The sequence below is a fragment of the Kocuria sp. GQ42 genome (genome assembly GCF_059758435.1).
Map to the genome: position 1 here is coordinate 143,288 of NZ_JCAXEN010000007.1, position 14,325 is coordinate 157,612.

A 14,325-nucleotide genomic window follows, 5' to 3' on the forward strand; every position below is an offset into this window, starting at 1 on the left:
CCCAGGCACGAGGAGCACCGTCATGACCACCCGTTCCCCCCGCACCCTGCGCGGCGCCGCCGCGGCCCTGTCCGCCGTGGCCGTGCTCGGCTCGGCGCTGCCGGCCGCCGCCGCCCCGTCCGGCACCGAGGACCCGATCGTCGTCGGGCACCGCGGCGCCGCCGGCACCGCCCCCGAGAACACGGTCCCCGCGTTCAAGGACGCCCGCGCCGCCGGCGTCGACTACCTGGAGATCGACGTCCAGCTCAGCGCCGACGGCGTGCCGTTCCTGTTCCACGACAGCACCCCCGCGCGCACCACGGACGTCGAGGAGGTCTTCCCCGGCCGCGAGGACGACCCGATCACGTCCTTCACGTGGGACGAGCTGCAGCAGCTCGACGCCGGCTCCTCCTTCGACGCGCAGTTCGCCGGGGAGCGGATCCCCCACCTCGACGACGCCGCTCGGATCGCCACCGTCAACACCGGCGTCTACATCGAGATCAAGTCCCCGCAGAACTCCCCCGGCATCGAGCAGGTCGTGGCCGACGCCCTGGCCGAGGACCGGGACTGGGCGAAGCTGCTCGCGGCGGACAAGGTCACCGTCATCGGCTTCGACGAGGCGTCCAACCGGACCTTCGCCGGGCTGGCCCCCGACGTGCCCCTGCAGCAGCTCACCGGCAGCGTCCCGGACGCCGCCACGATCGAGCGGTGGGCCGGTGTCGTGGACTCCGTGGGCACGAACTACCGCACCCTCGACGCCGGCGACGTCGCGCGCGTCGACGCCGCCGGCCTGGCCCTGGGCGTCTACACCGTCAACTCCCCGGAAGCGGTCCAGCACGTGGTGGACCTCGGTGTCGAGATGATCACCGGCGACTTCCCCCTCCAGACTGCGCGCCACCTGGACGGGCGCGACCCCTTCCCCGCGAACAACGGGATCCGGATCGAGGACTCCGTCAACGACGTCCCCGGCGACGACCTCCAGCCCGAAACCGGCGAGCACGTGGTGCTCACCAACACGGGCCCGACCGCCGTGGACGTCAGCGGGTACGTGCTGCGCGACGCCGCGAACAACGTCCTCACCGTGGGCGAGGGCTACGAGCTGGCCCCGGGCGGGCGGCTGCGCGTGCACACCGGACCGGGCACCGGCACGGAGGACGCCCACTACAACGGCGGCACCTCCGCCGTGCTCAACAACGGCGGCGAGTCCGTCGCCCTGTGGACGGACAACGGCCGGCTGCTGGACGTCTTCGCCAACTGATCCGGGACGCCCCGCGACGGGCGGGCCCCGCCGGCGGCCACCGGCGGGGCCCGCCCGGGCTCACCAGAGGTGGCGGCACTGCCCGTTCTGGCAGGAGAACTCGGGGGCGCGCCCATCGGGCAGCATCATCGACGGGGACGCCAGCTCGACGTCGCGCGCCAGGTCCCAGTCGTCGGGCATGATCTGCACGTAGACCAGCTCGAACCCGGTGGCGCCGCAGCGCGGGCACGGCGCGGTGGTGCCGCGCAGACCGTCGGACGGGGTGGTGCTCATGGCGGGCCTCCCGGGGAGAACGGCCCCGGGCGCTCCGGAGCCGGTGGGCCCAGTGTACTGGGCGCACCGGCCCCGGACGCGGCCGCGGGCCGGCTCAGGCCCTCGTGCCCGCCTCCCGCTTGGCGCGCTGGATCTCCTCGTAGACGTGCCCGCGCAGCTCGGTGAACCGCGGCAGACCGCGGGTGGTGAGCTGGTCGCGGTCGTCGGGCAGGTCGATCGGGAGGTCCTCCTGGACCACGGTGGGCGAGCTCGAGAGGATGATGACGCGCTCGCCGAGGTAGACGGACTCGTCGATGTCGTGGGTCACGAACAGCACGGTCACGCCCATCCGGTGCCACACGTCCCGGATGAGGTCCTCGAGGTCGGCGCGGGTCTGGGCGTCCACCGCGGCGAAGGGCTCGTCCATCAGCAGGATCTTCGGCTGGTAGGCGACCGCCCGGGCGATGGCGACGCGCTGCTGCATGCCGCCGGAGAGCTGCCACGGGTACTTCTTGTCCGCGCCGCGCAGGTCCACGGCGGCGATCGCCTCCTCCACGAGCCGGTTCCGCTCGTCCCGGGCCAGCCTGGCGTTCTTCAGCGGCAGCTCCACGTTCTCGCGGACCGTCATCCAGGGGAACAGGCTGCGCCCGTACTCCTGGAAGACCACGGCCATGTCCTTGGGCGGACCGGTCACCTTCTCGCCGCCCAGCAGCACCTCGCCGGAGGTCGGCGCCATGAGCCCCGAGATGCACTTGAGCAGCGTGGTCTTGCCGGAGCCGGAGGGCCCCACGAGGCACGCCAGCTCGCCGCGGCCGAGGTCGAACGTGAGGTTGCGGACCGCCTCCACGTCGCCGTGGACGCTCTGGTAGATCTTCTGCAGCCCGCGCACGGACAGCAGCACGTCCTTCCCGCCGGTGCGTCCCGCCCCGGCGTCCGAGACCCCGGTGGCGGTCGCGTCCGTGCCGGTCCGGGGTGCGGTCGCGCCGCCGTCCACTGCCGAGCTTCCTGATTCAGCCTGCATTCTCCACCTCTTTCAGGCCCCGGTACCAGGCGAGGACCTTGCGTTCAACACGTTGGAAGACGAACGCCAGCACCACCCCGATGAGACCCAGGACGGCGATGCCGCTCCACATCTCGGGGATGGCGAACGATCGCTGGAACTGCACGATGGTGAAGCCGAGCCCCGAGGACGAGGCGAACATCTCCGAGATCACCATCAGGATCAGCCCGATCGACAGGGCCTGCCGGATGCCGGCCATCATCTGGGGGCTGGCGGCGGGGATCACCAGGTGGACGATCCGCGACCACCCGTGGATCCCGTACGAGCGTGCCGTCTCGTTCATCACGGAGTCGACCGAGCGCACGCCCTCGATGGTGTTCAGCAGGACGGGCCACACGGACCCGAGCACGATCACCACCACCTTCATCTGGTCGTTGACGCCGATGAGCAGCATCAGCACGGGCACCAGCACCGGCGGCGGGATCGCCCGGAAGAACTCGAGCACGGGCTCCAGCAGGTTCCGCAGCCAGCGCACCGACCCGATCACGAGCCCGGCGACGACGCCGAGCAGGATGGACAGCGCCAGACCCACCAGGAGCCGGCCGATGCTCGGCAGCACGTCGTCGAAGAACCGGTCCCCGAACCAGACGTCCACGAACGTCGTGGCGAACTCGCCGGGTTCCGGGACGTAGAAGTTGGTCGTCGTCAGGGTGTAGGCCCACCACAGCAGGACCAGCAGGACGGGCAGCGCGAGCGCATAGCCCAGGGTCTTGACGAGTCTCACACCGCCACCTCTCCGCGGACGGACGAGTGCCAGGCCAGCGCCCGGCGCTCGAGCGCCCGCATCCCCAGGTTGATGAGCACGCCCAGCAGCCCGGCCGTGACGATGAACGCGTACATGGCCGTGACGGCGCCGCCGGACTGGGCCAGGGAGATCTCCCGGCCCAGCCCCGGCGTGCCGATCACGAGCTGGGCGGTGACCGCCAGGATCAGCGCCACGGCCGCCCCGAGCCGCAGCCCGGTGATCACGTAGGGCAGGGACGTGGGCCACGTGACGTACCGGACGCGGGCCAGCGTCCCGAGCCCGTAGCTCTTGGCCGTGTCCTGCGCCACGGTGTCCACGTCCCCGACCCCGTACAGGACCTGGATGAGGATCTGCCAGAAGGACGCGTACACCACCAGCAGCAGGGTGGACTCGAGCTGCACCCCGAACAGCAGCACGGCCAGCGGGATGAGCGCGACCGACGGGATGGGCCGGAGGAACTCGATCGTGCTGTGGGTGGCCCGGCGCAGGAACGTGCTGCTGCCGATGACCAGCCCCAGGACGATCGCGGCGACCGCGGCGATCAGCAGCCCCAGGAACCAGGCCCGGACGGTCTGCCAGACCGCCAGCCAGAAGCCCGCCGAGCCGAGCTGCTCCCCGAGCTCCAGCAGGACGGCGCTGGCCGGGGGCAGGTACCGCGGGTCCACGATCCCCGTCAGGGGCAGGAGCTCCCAGGTGACCAGGAACCCGAGGATCCCCAGCACCCCGAGGGCGCCGGGCCCCCAGTCCCGCCCCGTGCGCTTTCGTGCCATGTCGTGCTCCCTCTCTTGCGTGCCGGGTCCGCGGACGGGCTACGGCAGCAGCGCGTCGAGGTCGGGGGCCTGCTCGAGGGTCCCGTACTCGACGGCGGCGTCGCCCAGCTTCTGCAGCGCCTCGCGGTCGAACTCGGTGCGGAAGCGCGGCAGGGCCATCTCGGCGCGCAGCTCGTCGCTGATCTCCGTGTAGGTCCCGACGATCTCCCGGACCGCGTCCGGGTTCTCGTTCGCGTACTCGAGCGAGCGGTTCATGGCGTTCTGGAACTTCTCCACCAGCTCGGGGTCCTCCTCGAGCTTCTGGGCGGTCGTGAAGTAGCCGGCGATGTCGAGCTCCGGGTCGAACTCCACGAAGTTGTAGGACACCGCGCGGGCGCCCTCGTCGAGGACCTGGGTGAGGAACGGGTCGAGGATCCAGGCCGCGTCCACCTGGCCGCGGTCGAGCGCGGCCGGGGCGTCCGGGAAGCCGACCTCCACGAAGTCGATGCTCTGCGGGTCCCCGCCGGCCACCTCGACGACGTGGCGGATCGTCGTGTCGCCGATGTTGTTGAGGTTGTTCACCGACACCGTCTTGCCCGCCAGGTCCTCGGGGCCCTGGATGTCCGAGTCGGCGGGCACCACCACGGCGCCGAAGTCCCGCTCGGTGTCGCCCGAGGTCGTGGTGCCGTTGGCGACGTACTTGAGGTCCAGCCCCTCGCCCTGGGCGACCATGACGGACAGGGTGTTGCCGAAGGCGAAGTCGAAGTCCCCGCTGACCACGCCCGGCACGGCGGCGGCGCCGCCGCTGGTGGTCTGGATGTCGAGGTCGATCCCCTCCTCCTCGAAGAAGCCCTGCTCCTCGCCCAGCCAGATGGCGGCGGTGTCGACGATGGGGATGACGCCGACGGTGACCGCCTGCATCTCCCCCTCGGCCTCCGTGCCGCCGTCGCCGCCGCCGCACGCGGCCAGCGCCAGTACGGATCCTGCTGCTCCCAAGCCGATGAGCGGTCGCCGCATCGTGCCTCCCCTGTGTCGTCCGGTGCCCGTTGTGATAGGGATCACTCTAGTGACGTAGCATTCACAAACCAGTGCATGTTGTCGATGGAGCGATGCATGACGTCTATGAGTCGCTGACCGAGAAGGGGTGCCGTGGAACTGGACCTGAACCTGATGCGCGTGTTCTGCACGGTCTACGAGCAGGGCAGCGTCACGGGGGCCGCCGCCGAGCTGCACCTCACCCAGCCCACGGTGAGCCACGCCCTGAAGAACCTGCGCCGGCAGTGCAACGACCAGCTGTTCGTCCGGGAGGGCCGGGGCCTGAGCCCCACGCCGTTCGCGAGGAGCATCTTCCCGCAGGTCAAGGCGGGGATCGCCCAGGTGACCGCGGCCGTCTCCTCCGGCGGGCTGTTCGACCCGGAGACCGCCCGCGAGCGCTTCACCCTGGCGCTGACCGACCTCGGAGAGCTGGCGTTCCTGCCGTCCGTCATGGTGGCGCTGCGGGAGCAGGCGCCCGGCGTGGAGCTGACCGTGCTGCCCCTGGACGTGGAGCGCGTCCCGGAGGACCTGCTGCGCAACCGGGTGGACGCCGCGATCTGCGCCCCGTACATCGGCGGGCCCGGCATCGTCCGCACCGTCGTCGGCACCGACGAGTACGTGGTGATCGCGGCCCGCGGCCACCCGCGGGTCCGGGAGCGGCTCACGCTCGAGCAGTTCGCGGAGGAGCCGCGGATCCGGCTCGCCCCGTCGATGGGCCACGACCTCGCCGAGGTCGCGGCGGAGCGGGCGGGCGCCCCGGGCAGCACGGCTCTGCGGCTGTCCCACTTCACGGGCCTGGTCTCCGTGGTGGAGCGCACCGACTGCCTCGCGGTGCTGCCGCGGTTCCTCGCCGAGACGCTCCAGGAGGCGGCCGGGATCCGGGTCTTCCCGCACCCGGTCGAGATGCCGGTCCTGCAGCTGGCCGCCTACACCCGCGAGACCGCGCATCAGCGCCCCGCGCAGCAGTGGTTCGCGCGGCTGGTCGTGGACACGCTGCGGGAGTTCGTCTCGCCGGACCCGTCGGCGCCGCTGCGGCCCGGGCCCTGGCATCGTCGCCGTCTATGAGGGGATAGAAAACATCGACTGGCCGCGCCCCCGGCCCCCTTCTACTCTCGCGGTGAGGCGGCACACCGGTGCCGCGTCCCGATTGGAGCGCAGCGTGACCACCATCCGTGCCAGGACCCACCGCTGGATGCAGGCCCGAGGACTCGACACCGTGTTCGGCAACCCGGGCTCCAACGAGCTGCCCTTCCTGCGGGACCTGCCCCCCGGCATCCGGTACGTCCTGGGGCTGCACGAGGGGGTGGTCGTGGGCATGGCCGACGGCTACGCGCAGGCCACGGGCCGGCCGGCGCTCGTGAACCTGCACTCGGCCTCCGGCACGGGCAACGCCATGGGCGCACTGACCAACGCCGCCAGCTCGCACACCCCGCTCGTGGTCACGGCCGGCCAGCAGGTGCGCGCCACGATCGGCGCGGAGCCCATGCTCGCCAACGTGGCGGCCCCGGACCTGACCTCCCCGCTGACGAAGTGGGCGGGCGAGCCGCTGTCCGCGCAGGACGTCCCCCGCATGCTGGACCAGGCCCTGTGGGAGGCGTGCACCGGGTCCCGCGGCCCCACCTACGTCTCGGTCCCCTACGACGACTGGGACCGGGAGTCCGCCGACAACGACGACTACCTGCTGCCCCGGCGGGTGGTCGAGGGCCTGCACCCGGCCCCCGAGCACGTGCAGGAGATCGCCGGTCTGCTGGCCGGAGCCCGCCGGCCCGCGCTGGTGCTGGGCTCAGAGGTGGACGCCGTGGCGGCGAACGGGGTCAGCCGCGAGCTCGCCGAGCTGCTCGGCGCCGACGTGTGGGTGGCGCCCTCCCCCTACCGGCTGCCCTTCCCCAACCGGCACCCGCAGTTCCGCGGGGTCCTCCCCGCGTCGGAGCGGGGCGTGCACGCCGCCCTCGAGGAGAACGACGTGGTCCTGGTGCTCGGCGCCCCCGTCTTCCGCTACCACCAGTACGAGCCCGCCCGGTACCTGGCCGAGGGCACGCAGCTGCTGCACGTCACGGAGGACCCGGGCGAGGCCGCCCGGGCGCCGTTCGGGACCTCGTTCGTGGCCGGGCTCGCCGCGACGGCCGCGGCCCTGGTGGCCGCCCTGCACGAGCGGGGCGGCGGGGCGCGCCCGGCCGCCCCGGTCGGGTGGACGGTGCCGCCGCCCGCCCGCGAGCCCGTGGACGGCGTCTTCCACCCGGGCGCCGTGTTCGAGGTGCTGCGCGAGACGGCGCCGGCGGACACCGCCTACGTGGTGGAGTCGACCTCCACCAACGGGGACTTCTGGAGGCACATGGACCTGCGGGAGCCCGGCTCCTACTTCTGGCCGGCCTCCGGCGGCCTGGGCTTCGGGCTGCCCGCGGCGGTCGGCGTGAAGCTGGCCCGGCCGGACCGTCCCGTCATCGGGGTGGTCGGCGACGGGTCGGCCAACTACGGGATCACCGCCCTGTGGAGCGCGGCGCAGTACCGGGTCCCGGTCGTGTTCGTGATCCTCAACAACGGCACCTACGGCGCGCTGCGCTGGTTCGCGGGCATGCTCGGCACGGGGGACGTGCCGGGGCTGGACGTGCCGGGCATCGACTTCCTGAGCCTCGCGCGGGGCTACGGGGTGCCCGCGCAGGCCGCGGGCACGGCCGCGGAGCTCGCCGACCTGGTGCGGCAGGGTCTCGCGGCCGAGGGCCCCACGCTCATCGAGGTCCGCACGGAGCTGACCACCCCCTGAGCGGCACCGCGCGCCGGGGGCGGCTCAGCGGCAGGAGACCGTGAACACCCGGGCGTCGCCGGACAGCTCGACGGTGCCGGGGCCGCCCCGGTGCAGCAGCGACTCCCCGCCGGCCAGCTCCCACTCCCGGCCGGCGGCCCGCACCAGCACCCGGTCCCCGGTGCTCAGCAGGACCGTGGTGCCCCGCAGCCCGACGGGCACGGCCCGTCCCGGCACGAGCTCGTGGGCGGTGAGCGACAGCCGCTCGTCCCACAGGGGGTAGACGCGGCGGCCGTGCTCGTCGGCGGCGGGCTCGACGACCTCCGGGGCCGCCTGCTCGTCGGCCAGCACGGCGAGCAGCTCGGCCACGTCCACGTGCTTGCCCGTCAGCCCGGCGCGCAGGACGTTGTCCGAGGAGCTCATCACCTCGATCGCCGTCCCGGACAGGTACGCGTGGAGCTGCCCGGCCGGGGTGTGCAGGGACTGCCCCGGGGCGAGGCGGACGTGGTGCATGCACACCGCGACCAACAGCCCGCGGTCGCCCGGGTGCCGGTCGTGCACGTAGCGGACCAGCGAGGCCACCGGGTCCTGCGGGCCCGCGGCGCGGGCCGCGGCGACGGTCGCCGCCACGGCGGCCGCGGCGGCGGCGTCGTCGAGCGTCAGCACGGCCGGCAGCACGGGGCGCCCGCCGGCGGCGGCGTCGCGCAGCCACTCCAGCCCCAGGCGCGCGGCCGTGGCGCGCAGCCGGTCCGCCGGCTGCACCCCCGTGAGCAGCTCCACGTCGGTGAGGGCCACGACGGTCTCGGGCTTGGCGGAGCGGTCCTTGTAGTTGCGCCGCGGGTCGTCGAGCGGGATCCCCGCCCGCTGCTCGCGCTCGAAGCCCGCCTCGGCCTGCTCCGGCGAGGGGTGCACCTGGATGGACAGCGGGGCGTCGATGGCCAGGATCTTGAGCAGGAACGGCAGGCCCTCCAGCGGCTCGTCCCGGCCGTCCCGGACGACGACGGAGGGCGCGGAGGGGTGCGCGCCGACCCACAGCTCGGCCTCGGGCTCGGGGCTCGGCACGGGTCTGCCCTGGAGGCGGGCCAGCACCTCGCGGGAGCCCCACGCATAGTGCTGGACGGGATTGCGCATGCGGAGGATCTCGACCATGCTCGTCATCCAATCACAGGACCGCCCGCGCCCCGCGGCACCCGGGAGCGCCCGTGGCCTAAGATCACCCCTTGTGACTATCGATCTCTCAGCTTCGTTCAAGGCCTACGACGTGCGCGGCATCGTGGGCGAGTCCATCACCGCGGAGACGGTCCGGGCCACCGGCGCCGCGTTCGTGGACGTCCTGGGCCTCGCCGGCCTGACGGTCCTGGTGGGCGGCGACATGCGCCCCTCCTCGCCGGAGTTCGTGGACGCCTTCGCCGAGGGCGCGGTCCGCCGCGGCGCGGACGTCGTGAAGATCGGGCTGATCTCCACCGACGAGCTGTACTACGCGTCCGGGACGTTCGGCGCCGCCGGGGTGACCTTCACGGCGAGCCACAACCCCGCCGAGTACAACGGCATGAAGATGTCGAAGGCCGGGGCCGTCCCGGTCTCCTCCGAGACGGGTCTCTACGACATCCGCGACCTCGCCCAGCGCTACCTCGACGAAGGAGCGGTCCCGGAGACCCCCGTCCCCGGCACGGTCACCGAGCGGGACGTGCTGACCGGCTACGCGGAGTACCTGCGCTCCCTGGTGGACCTGTCCGGGACCCGCCCGCTCAAGGTGGTGGTCGACGCCGGCAACGGGATGGCGGGGCTGACCACTCCCGCGGTGCTGGGCGACGCCGTGCTGGAGCCGCTGCCGCTGGAGGTCGTGCCCCTGTACTTCGAGCTGGACGGCACCTTCCCCAACCACCCCGCCAACCCGCTCGAGCCGGAGAACCTCGTGGACCTCCAGCGGGCCGTGCGCGAGCACGGCGCGGACCTGGGCATCGCGTTCGACGGCGACGCCGACCGCTGCTTCGTGGTCGACGAGCAGGGCGGGGCCGTCTCGCCCTCGGCCGTCACCGCGCTCGTGGCCGAGCGGGAGATCGAGCGCGCCCGGGCGGAGGGCGTGGAGAACCCGGTGATCATCCACAACCTCATCACATCCCGCGCCGTGCCCGAGCTGGTCACCGCCCGCGGCGGCCGCCCCGTGCGGACCCGGGTGGGCCACTCGTTCATCAAGGCCGTCATGGCCGAGGAGGGCGCCGTGTTCGGGGGCGAGCACTCCGCGCACTACTACTTCAAGGACTTCTTCAACGCGGACACCGGGATGCTCGCCGCGATGCACCTCCTGGCCGCGCTGGGCGAGCAGGACGGGCCGCTGAGCGAGCTGATGCACCAGTACGACCCGTACGCGGCGTCCGGTGAGATCAACTCCACGGTGGAGGACAAGGCCGGTGCCGTCCGGCGGGTCGTCGACGCCCTGGCCGGCCGGGACGTGAGCGTGGAGGAGCTGGACGGCACCACGCTCAGCTGCCCGAACGAGGGCTGGTGGTTCAACCTGCGCCCCTCCAACACCGAGCCGTTCCTGCGCCTCAACGTCGAGGCGAAGGACCCGGCGACGATGGAGCGGGTCCGGGACCGGGTGCTGGACATCGTGCGCGCCTGAGACCCCGGCACGCAGCGCACGGGGCCCCGCCGGACGAGCCGTCCGGCGGGGCCCCGTGCGCTGCGGGCGCTCAGACCGCGGCGGTCTCGCGCGCCTCGTCGTGGAGCATCCACTGGTCCGGGCCCAGGATCTCGTAGGCCACGCTGCGCCCCGGGACGCCCTGGGCGATCACGGCGGAGCGGACGGCCTGCATGAAGGGCAGCGGGCCGCACAGCACCACCTGGGCGTCGGCCGGGATCCGCACCGCGCCGAGGTCCATGAACCCGTCGTGGTCGCCGTCCCCCGGGGTCTCCATCCAGGTCTCCAGGCGGGCGTGGGGCAGCTCGGCGACCAGCATCTCGTGCAGCTCGCGCAGCGCCCAGTCCTCCGCCGAGCGGTCGGCGTGCAGGACGAGGACCTGCCGCTGCGACTCCTGGCGGACGAGCCGGTCCAGGAACGCCAGCATGGGGGTCACGCCGATGCCGGCGGACGCGAGCACGAGCGGCCCGCCCCCCTCCGGGAGCACCACGTCCCCGTAGGGGTTGGAGACCCGCAGGACGTCGCCCACCTGCACGTCGTGGCAGAGCACCGGGGTGACCTCGCCGCGCTCGTCGAGGCGCACGGCGATCCGGCGGGTCCCCTCGGGCCCGGGGACCAGCGTGAACTGCCGCGGCTGGTCCACGCCGTCGGGCATCCGCACCTCGACGGTCACGTACTGGCCGGCCACCGCGGGGGTCATCGGGGTGCCGTCGGCGGGCTCGAGGGTGATCGCCGTGGTGGTGGTCCCGGTCTGCTCCTTGGCCGCGACCCGGAACGCGGCGAAGACCACGCTGTTCGCCTGCCCCGCGTAGAGGCCCTCCTCGATCTTGATCAGGGCGTCGGCCATCAGCCAGTACACCTCGTCCCAGGCGGCCACGACCTCGGGCGTCGCGGCGTCGCCGAGGTCCCGGGCGATCGCGCCGAAGAGGTGCTCGTGGACGATCGGGTAGTGCTGGGGCAGCACACCCAGGGACGCGTGCTTGTGCGCCACGCGGGAGAGCAGCTCGTCGGGGTAGCCCTCGGGGTGGGTCAGCAGCCAGGAGGCGAACATCGCGATGGAGCCGGCGAGGGCCTGCGCCTGGGTCCCGTTCCTCTGGTTGGAGCGGCTGAACATGCCGTCCAGCAGATCGGGGCGCGCCTCGAACATGGACCGGTAGAACTCGGGGGTGATGAACGGGATGCGCTCGGCGACGACGCCGATGGTCTGCTCGATGACGGGACGGGACTGGTCGGACAGCACGGTTGCCTCCTGGGGAGCCGGTGGATGACTCCTCAAAAGTAGCATCTCAGATGCTTGATTACGTCATCGGCGGCGGCGTGCCCCCCGCGGTGGCCGCCGGCGGCTCGGGCGGGCGCAGTCCGATGGACACCAGCACCGGGCCCACCTGCCGCTCGCTCACGAGGTCCCGCACCCGCACGTCGTCGAGCGCGCCGTAGAAGGCCTCCCGCGCGTCCGCGAGGGCGCGGCGCAGCCGGCACCCGTGGTCCAGCGGGCAGTCGCCGCCGGCCGACTCGCACTCGACCATCGCGGAGCCCGCCTCCAGCTCGCGCAGGAGCGAGCCCACGGTGGCGTCCAGGCCGGCGGGGGTGATCGACACCCCGCCGGTGCGGCCGCGGCTCGAGGCCAGCAGCCCGAGCCCGCTCAGCCGGCCCACGGTCTTGGTCACGTGGTGGTAGGGGGCGCCCACGCCCTCGGCAATGGCGCGCGTGGTGAGCTTCTCCCCCTCGGGGACGGCTCCTGTCAGCAGCAGGACGCGCAGGGCGATGTCCGAGAACGCGGTCAGCCGCACGGCGGGGTCCTCCGGTCGCTCATGGCGGCTCCTTCCGAGACCTCGCGCGTCCCGGCCGGCCGCGGGAGCGCCCCCATTGTCCCACGCGGGCGGCGGACGCGGACGAGGGGCCTCCCGGCACGGGAGACCCCTCGTCCGACCGCCGGCCCCGGGGCGCCGCAGCGCCCCGGGACGGGGATCACGCCTGGTTCAGGCGGTCCTCCAGCCCGGCGCGCTGCTCGAGGATGGGCTCGGGCACGTGGCCGAGCCGGTGGAACCACTCGTCGATGCTGGGCAGCTCGGCCCGCCATTCCTCGACGTCGACCTTGAGGGCGGCCTCGAGCTCCTCGTCCGAGACGTCCAGGCCGGTGAGGTCGAGGTCCTCCTTGGTGGGCACGATGCCGATCGGGGTCTCCCGGCCGCCGGCCGTGCCCTCGAGGCGGTCGAAGATCCACTTGACCACGCGGGAGTTCTCGCCGAAGCCCGGCCAGGCGAAGCCGCCGCTCGGGGTGCGGCGGAACCAGTTGACGTAGAAGACCTTCGGCATGTCGTCCTCGCCGATGCGCTCGCCGACCTCGACCCAGTGCTCGAGGTAGTCGTTGGCGTTGTAGCCGATGAACGGGAGCATGGCCATGGGGTCGCGCCGGACGACGCCCACGGCGCCCTTCGCGGCGGCGGTGGTCTCCGAGGACAGCGTGGCGCCCTGGAACACCCCGTGCTCCCACCCGAAGGACTGGGACACGAGCGGGATGGTGGTCTTGCGGCGGCCGCCGAAGACGATCGCGGACAGCGGCACGCCCTCCGGGTCGTCGTACTCGGGGGCGAGGATGTCGGCCTGCTTGATGGGGGTGCAGAAGCGCGAGTTCGGGTGCGCGGCGGGACGGCCGCTCCCCGGGGTCCAGTCCCGGCCCTTCCAGTCCGTCAGGTGCTCGGGCGTCTCCTCCGTCATGCCCTCCCACCAGACGCCGCCGTCGTCGGTGAGCGCCACGTTGGTGAAGATCGTGCTGCCCCGGGCGATGGCGCGCATGGCGTTGGGGTTGGTGGGCCACCCCGTGCCGGGGGCCACGCCGAACAGGCCCGCCTCCGGGTTGGTCACCCGGGCCTGGCCGTCCTTGCCGAAGCGGATCCAGGAGATGTCGTCGCCGACCATCTCGGCCTTCCAGCCCTCGAGCGTGGGCTCGAGCATCGCGAAGTTGGTCTTGCCGCAGGCCGAGGGGAAGGCCGCGGAGATGAACCGGCTCCTGCCCTCGGGGTTCGTGACCTTGAGGATGAGCATGTGCTCGGCCAGCCAGCCCTCGTCGTGGGCGATGGCGGAGGCGATGCGCAGCGCGTAGCACTTCTTGCCGAGCAGGGCGTTGCCCCCGTACCCCGAGCCGAAGGACCAGACGGCCCGGTCCTCGGGGAAGTGCACGATGTACTTGGCGGGGTTGCAGGGCCAGGGCACGTCCTGCTCGCCCGGGGCCAGCGGGGCGCCCAGCGAGTGCAGGCACTCGACGAAGAAGCCGTTCTGCTCGGTCATCTTCTCCAGCACCGGGGTGCCGATGGTCGCCATGATGCGCATGGAGCACACCACGTAGGCGGAGTCGGTGATCTCCACGCCGTAGCTCGGCCGCGAGGCCTCCAGGTGGCCCATGACGAAGGGGATGACGTACATCGTGCGCCCGCGCATGGCGCCGCGGAACTTCTTGCGCAGGGAGCTGCGCATCACCTCCGGGTCCTCCCAGTTGTTGGTGGGGCCCGCCCCCTTCTCGGTCTTGGTGCAGATGAAGGTGCGCTCCTCGACCCGGGCGACGTCGTCCGGGTCCGAGAACGCGGCGAAGGAGTTGGGGAACTTCTCCTCGTCCAGGCGGACGAAGGTGCCGGCGTCCACGAGCTCGTCGGTGAGCTGCGTCCACTCGGCCTCCGAGCCGTCGACCCAGTGGATGCGGTCCGGCTGGGTCAGCTCCGCCATCTCCCGCACCCACGAGAGGAGGTGCGCATGGGTGGTGGGCGCGCTGTCCAGCGCGTCCTTCACAGCCTCGTTCAGCCCGGTGGTCTCCGTCGTTGCAGTGGGGTTGTCAGCCATTGACATGTCTCCTCGTTGAGGCCGTCCGCCGA

At 72.7% G+C, this 14,325-nt stretch carries 13 protein-coding genes; 4 read left to right on the forward strand and 9 right to left on the reverse strand.

The features are described from left to right. Positions 1-22: 22 nt before the first annotated feature. Positions 23-1,237 carry a glycerophosphodiester phosphodiesterase family protein gene (locus tag AC6CH6_RS14800; RefSeq protein ID WP_498255693.1) on the forward strand — a complete coding sequence of 405 codons (1,215 nt, stop codon included), beginning with the start codon at positions 23-25 and terminating at the stop codon, positions 1,235-1,237. A 60-nt stretch (positions 1,238-1,297) separates the two neighbouring features. On the opposite strand, the gene AC6CH6_RS14805 is transcribed toward AC6CH6_RS14800, so the two are convergent. From AC6CH6_RS14805 to AC6CH6_RS14825, 5 genes are all read right to left on the reverse strand, one after another. Continuing rightward, complete coding sequence (locus tag AC6CH6_RS14805) at positions 1,298-1,510, reverse strand: hypothetical protein (RefSeq protein WP_017833937.1); 213 nt, start codon at positions 1,508-1,510, stop codon at positions 1,298-1,300. 94 nt (positions 1,511-1,604) lie between these two features. After that, a complete protein-coding gene (locus AC6CH6_RS14810) occupies positions 1,605-2,510 on the reverse strand; it encodes an ABC transporter ATP-binding protein (protein WP_498255694.1) in 906 nt (301 codons plus the stop codon). Next, positions 2,500-3,273: an ABC transporter permease gene (locus AC6CH6_RS14815; RefSeq protein WP_109268494.1), complete on the reverse strand. Its 774-nt coding sequence runs from the start codon at positions 3,271-3,273 to the stop codon at positions 2,500-2,502. Before AC6CH6_RS14815 ends, AC6CH6_RS14810 begins: the two co-directional genes overlap by 11 nt. After that, positions 3,270-4,064, reverse strand: a complete 795-nt coding sequence (locus AC6CH6_RS14820) for an ABC transporter permease (protein WP_133409073.1) — start codon at positions 4,062-4,064, stop codon at positions 3,270-3,272. The genes AC6CH6_RS14815 and AC6CH6_RS14820 overlap by 4 nt, the downstream gene beginning before the upstream one ends. Before the next feature lie 39 nt (positions 4,065-4,103). Continuing rightward, positions 4,104-5,060 (reverse strand): ABC transporter substrate-binding protein, encoded by a 957-nt coding sequence (locus tag AC6CH6_RS14825; protein WP_498255695.1) that lies wholly within the window; start codon positions 5,058-5,060, stop codon positions 4,104-4,106. 132 nt (positions 5,061-5,192) lie between these two features. Here AC6CH6_RS14825 and AC6CH6_RS14830 point away from each other — a divergent pair, with 132 nt between their 5' ends. Further along, positions 5,193-6,143 (forward strand): LysR family transcriptional regulator, encoded by a 951-nt coding sequence (locus AC6CH6_RS14830; RefSeq protein WP_498255696.1) that lies wholly within the window; start codon positions 5,193-5,195, stop codon positions 6,141-6,143. 94 nt (positions 6,144-6,237) lie between these two features. Beyond that, entirely contained in the window at positions 6,238-7,839 is a 1,602-nt protein-coding gene (gene mdlC, locus AC6CH6_RS14835; RefSeq protein ID WP_498255697.1) for a benzoylformate decarboxylase, read from the forward strand. Between the two features lie 24 nt (positions 7,840-7,863). Here the strand turns inward: mdlC and manA are convergent, their stop codons facing one another. Beyond that, complete coding sequence (gene manA, locus AC6CH6_RS14840; RefSeq protein WP_498255698.1) at positions 7,864-8,967, reverse strand: mannose-6-phosphate isomerase, class I; 1,104 nt, start codon at positions 8,965-8,967, stop codon at positions 7,864-7,866. A 73-nt stretch (positions 8,968-9,040) separates the two neighbouring features. Between manA and AC6CH6_RS14845 the strand changes: the two genes are divergently transcribed. Beyond that, entirely contained in the window at positions 9,041-10,441 is a 1,401-nt protein-coding gene (locus AC6CH6_RS14845) for a phosphomannomutase/phosphoglucomutase (protein ID WP_498255699.1), read from the forward strand. 70 nt (positions 10,442-10,511) lie between these two features. Here AC6CH6_RS14845 and AC6CH6_RS14850 read toward each other — a convergent pair whose 3' ends face one another. From AC6CH6_RS14850 to AC6CH6_RS14860, 3 genes are all read right to left on the reverse strand, one after another. After that, the gene (locus tag AC6CH6_RS14850) at positions 10,512-11,699 is read right to left on the reverse strand and encodes a globin domain-containing protein (protein WP_498255700.1); all 1,188 of its coding nucleotides are present in this window, start codon (positions 11,697-11,699) and stop codon (positions 10,512-10,514) included. A gap of 58 nt (positions 11,700-11,757) precedes the next feature. Next, a complete protein-coding gene (locus AC6CH6_RS14855) occupies positions 11,758-12,249 on the reverse strand; it encodes an RrF2 family transcriptional regulator (RefSeq protein WP_498255701.1) in 492 nt (163 codons plus the stop codon). A 178-nt stretch (positions 12,250-12,427) separates the two neighbouring features. Further along, positions 12,428-14,293 (reverse strand): phosphoenolpyruvate carboxykinase (GTP), encoded by a 1,866-nt coding sequence (locus AC6CH6_RS14860; protein WP_133409065.1) that lies wholly within the window; start codon positions 14,291-14,293, stop codon positions 12,428-12,430. Positions 14,294-14,325: the final 32 nt, after the last annotated feature.

Bases quoted from the DNA above. Each gene is read 5' to 3' on its own strand.
- AC6CH6_RS14805 (WP_017833937.1), bottom strand. From the start codon at position 1,510: ATGAGCACCACCCCGTCCGACGGTCTGCGCGGCACCACCGCGCCGTGC.
- AC6CH6_RS14860 (WP_133409065.1), bottom strand. From the start codon at position 14,293: ATGGCTGACAACCCCACTGCAACGACGGAGACCACCGGGCTGAACGAG.
- AC6CH6_RS14820 (WP_133409073.1), bottom strand. From the start codon at position 4,064: ATGGCACGAAAGCGCACGGGGCGGGACTGGGGGCCCGGCGCCCTCGGG.
- AC6CH6_RS14810 (WP_498255694.1), bottom strand. From the start codon at position 2,510: ATGCAGGCTGAATCAGGAAGCTCGGCAGTGGACGGCGGCGCGACCGCA.
- AC6CH6_RS14800 (WP_498255693.1), top strand. From the start codon at position 23: ATGACCACCCGTTCCCCCCGCACCCTGCGCGGCGCCGCCGCGGCCCTG.
- AC6CH6_RS14825 (WP_498255695.1), bottom strand. From the start codon at position 5,060: ATGCGGCGACCGCTCATCGGCTTGGGAGCAGCAGGATCCGTACTGGCG.
- manA (WP_498255698.1), bottom strand. From the start codon at position 8,967: ATGGTCGAGATCCTCCGCATGCGCAATCCCGTCCAGCACTATGCGTGG.